This is a genomic window from Candidatus Obscuribacterales bacterium (assembly GCA_036703605.1).
Classification (GTDB): domain Bacteria; phylum Cyanobacteriota; class Cyanobacteriia; order RECH01; family RECH01; genus RECH01.
The window spans coordinates 1-2,928 of record DATNRH010000984.1 but is presented as its reverse complement, the minus strand read 5'-3'; the positions used below and the strand labels follow the sequence as shown (position 1 = coordinate 2,928).

The 2,928-nt window shown below is 52.1% G+C and carries 1 protein-coding gene; it reads left to right on the top strand.

What is annotated here, in order from left to right:
• Positions 1-1,535: 1,535 nt before the first annotated feature.
• Positions 1,536-2,669 carry a hypothetical protein gene (locus V6D20_20210; GenBank protein ID HEY9818103.1) on the top strand — a complete coding sequence of 378 codons (1,134 nt, stop codon included), beginning with the start codon at positions 1,536-1,538 and terminating at the stop codon, positions 2,667-2,669.
• Positions 2,670-2,928: the final 259 nt, after the last annotated feature.

Genomic DNA, 2,928 nt, shown 5'->3' with positions numbered 1-2,928 from the left:
TACCACCCTCCCAGATGCAGCCTACCCCACCCCAAGACCCCCTAGAAGCACTCACCGGCAGGGGCGAAAGCCGTTCTACCAGCCAGGGCGCCCACACAGTCTGGATGAGCGCAGCTGCACCAACATTTGGTCAAGATGTGGCTGCAGAGGACCCCTACCTACAGCAGGACCGAGGCGAATTGAGCAGGGAAGGGCTGTATGTGGTTAGCGAGCACATGGATCAAGTTTCGGATCAGGAGTGGCTTTCCGACGATGACACCGATGAAGATCCTGAACCATCACTGCGAGGCATGGCCTGGAGAGAACTGCTGCTCCGAGCCAGAATCGAGTGGTGTCTCTCCATGCGAGAGCATGGGTTTTATAGGTGCAGTGGGTGTCACGAGCCCATGCACATTCTGCAAGATAGGTCCAGCTGGCCCTGTTCTATGTGTGGCAGGTGGTATCACCAGGATAGGTGCACTGGTGAGGGGATGAGGGATAGGAGAGCTCTGCTGCAGCGGTGCCAGTCGTGCATAGGAAGCAGTGGGATGTTGCCGGTGGATCAGGATGTAGACTTCTCTTCCTTCCAGAGGGCCAAGTGGATTGCCCTTAGGTCGCAGTTTGAGCTGCTCAAGCTGGCAGTGCTAATGGAAAGGGGGCTCTTGTGAATCGTTACTCGTCCGTTGTGATGCCTTGTTTGTGTTCAATTAAATATTTATTTTTGTTAATACATTGTAGAATTATTCACTTTACCACACACTGTACCTTTGCTGCCAAGCCTTGCCGTTAGGTGGAAGAAGGTGGCGTCCTGGTTGGGGCCGTAGGCGTACGCCACCCACCCACTCTATCATGGCGTTAGATGCGGATCTAACGCATGAAAATCCAAATAAGGCAAGAATGACAAGTGCGTTAGATCGACATCTAACGCATTGACGCCCAAAATGGGAATAATTATATATGCGTTAGATCCCCATCTAACGCCATCTGACCGCCGTTAGATCCACATCTAATGGCAGTATGGCCAAATATGGGAAGAATTGCCTTTGTCGTTAGATCCCAATCTAACGCCATCTGACTGCCGTTAGATCCACATCTAATGCAGTATAGCCAAATATGGGAAGAATTGCCTTTGTCGTTAGATGCGGATCTAACGGCGTCAGATCAGAGCACCCCCGTATATGGTAAAAATGGCATTTGGCGTTAGATGCGCTTCTAACGCAGTAATAACTTAATATGGAAATAATGAGATTTTTCATGATGTGGCACCACATGATTGGACAATATTCCGGGTCCATGCATGGTTCACAGGGGTGCAGCCCCAGGGTCTGGACTCCAGATATTTAGCCAACCAGAGGATGCCACATCACATGGCATGTCCAATTAACACCAAATAAGGAGAAAAGTGGTGTACCGAACATGCTTCCACACACCCCCTTCCCCTCCTTCCACCAGTGAAGATGGAAGGCACACAGCCAGTACCACTTGACTACTACTTCTCCCAGCTATCCCAAGCACGCTCACCTAACCAGGACAACAACACCTCCCCTTCTGAGTCCATGGAGACGTGCGAGCCGACCTCAACTTCCACATCAAAGCCCCAATCTGAAGATGACAAGCAAGATTACGGGGTAGAGCAGGTAGATGCAGCTGAGGTTGCTGCCACCAAGGGCCTGCTGGGCCTTGGCGGTGGAGATAGGATGGAGTTTGAATCTCCCCCAAAGCTGCCAAAGCTATCAGACCCCTCCGAGCTGTCAGACCCCTCTTCCTCCTCCTCCTCTGAGATGGCCGGCCTCCATTACCAGCTTCCAGTGCCCTTTGTGTTGCCGCCACAGTGCTTCCTGACCACCCCAGCACTGAAGAGGGCACAGCAAGTGTACTCCCGACGAAGCTGGCAGAGAAAAAGGACGGTGCAGCAAAACAGCCTGGTTGCCTGGTATCCCCGTGTCATGACCTGGCAGTCCCACCTCATCCACATCCCCAAAGACTTTGACCCTTCGCAGGAGTTCTTTATCACCAGCACCTCCGGAGCCAAGCTTGCACACTACTTGCCCAAGGCTTTCCCCAAGAAGGAGGCGCAGGAAGCCTATGAAGCAACAACTGAGCTGGAGAGTGTTGTGCACCCGAAGTGGAGGCACAACACAAGAACGGAGGATAGGAAGGCCATCCAGTTCCACTATGGGCAGTGGCGAAGATCAACCAAGGTTCAGGAGACAAAGGAGCACACCGGGGACACAAAGGACCATATGAAAGCTGTGCAAAGGTGGGCAGAGAGGCTGCAACCATTGTGCAACACCGTGAAGAAGCTTCTCCGTGCCAAGGTGCCCCAGTTTGCAAAGTTCCTGGAGGCCCTCTCTGTCCAGCAGACATGGTCTTTTGGGGGCTTCTCAGTGTGCAGTGTCAACTTCAACTATGGTGGCCTGTCTGAGCACACTGATGAAAAGGACCACCATGATGCCTACTGTGTGGTGGTGCCCCTTGGCAACTATCAGGGAGGGGAACTCTGCTTTCGCTTTGCTGAGAATGTTGTTGCCATACCCGTGCAACAGGGGGATGCAGTGATCATGCAAGGGGCCAACATTCATCACTTTGTGCAGGAGTACAGTGGGGACAGGTACAGCCTGGTTCTCCACACTTGCCACTGCCTTGTGAGGGACATGGTCCCAAATGTTGCAAAGGCATACCAATGCTGACCCGATAAGTGTGTGTTGATAACTGAAGCAATAAAACACTGTATTGATTGGAATTAAAAGAAAGACATGAAAGGGATACAACAAGGCTAAGGTCCTGTAGGCAGAACTGATTTCTTGAGGTTGGGAGTGTTGGGCCTTCTCCTCTTCCGGGTACTTCTTCTCTCACCCCCTCCCACCCTCTTCCTCTTCTTCTGGGAATCCTGAGATGCATACTTCCCGCTTCGCTTCTTCAACAACCACTCCATGAATGCACGGTGCC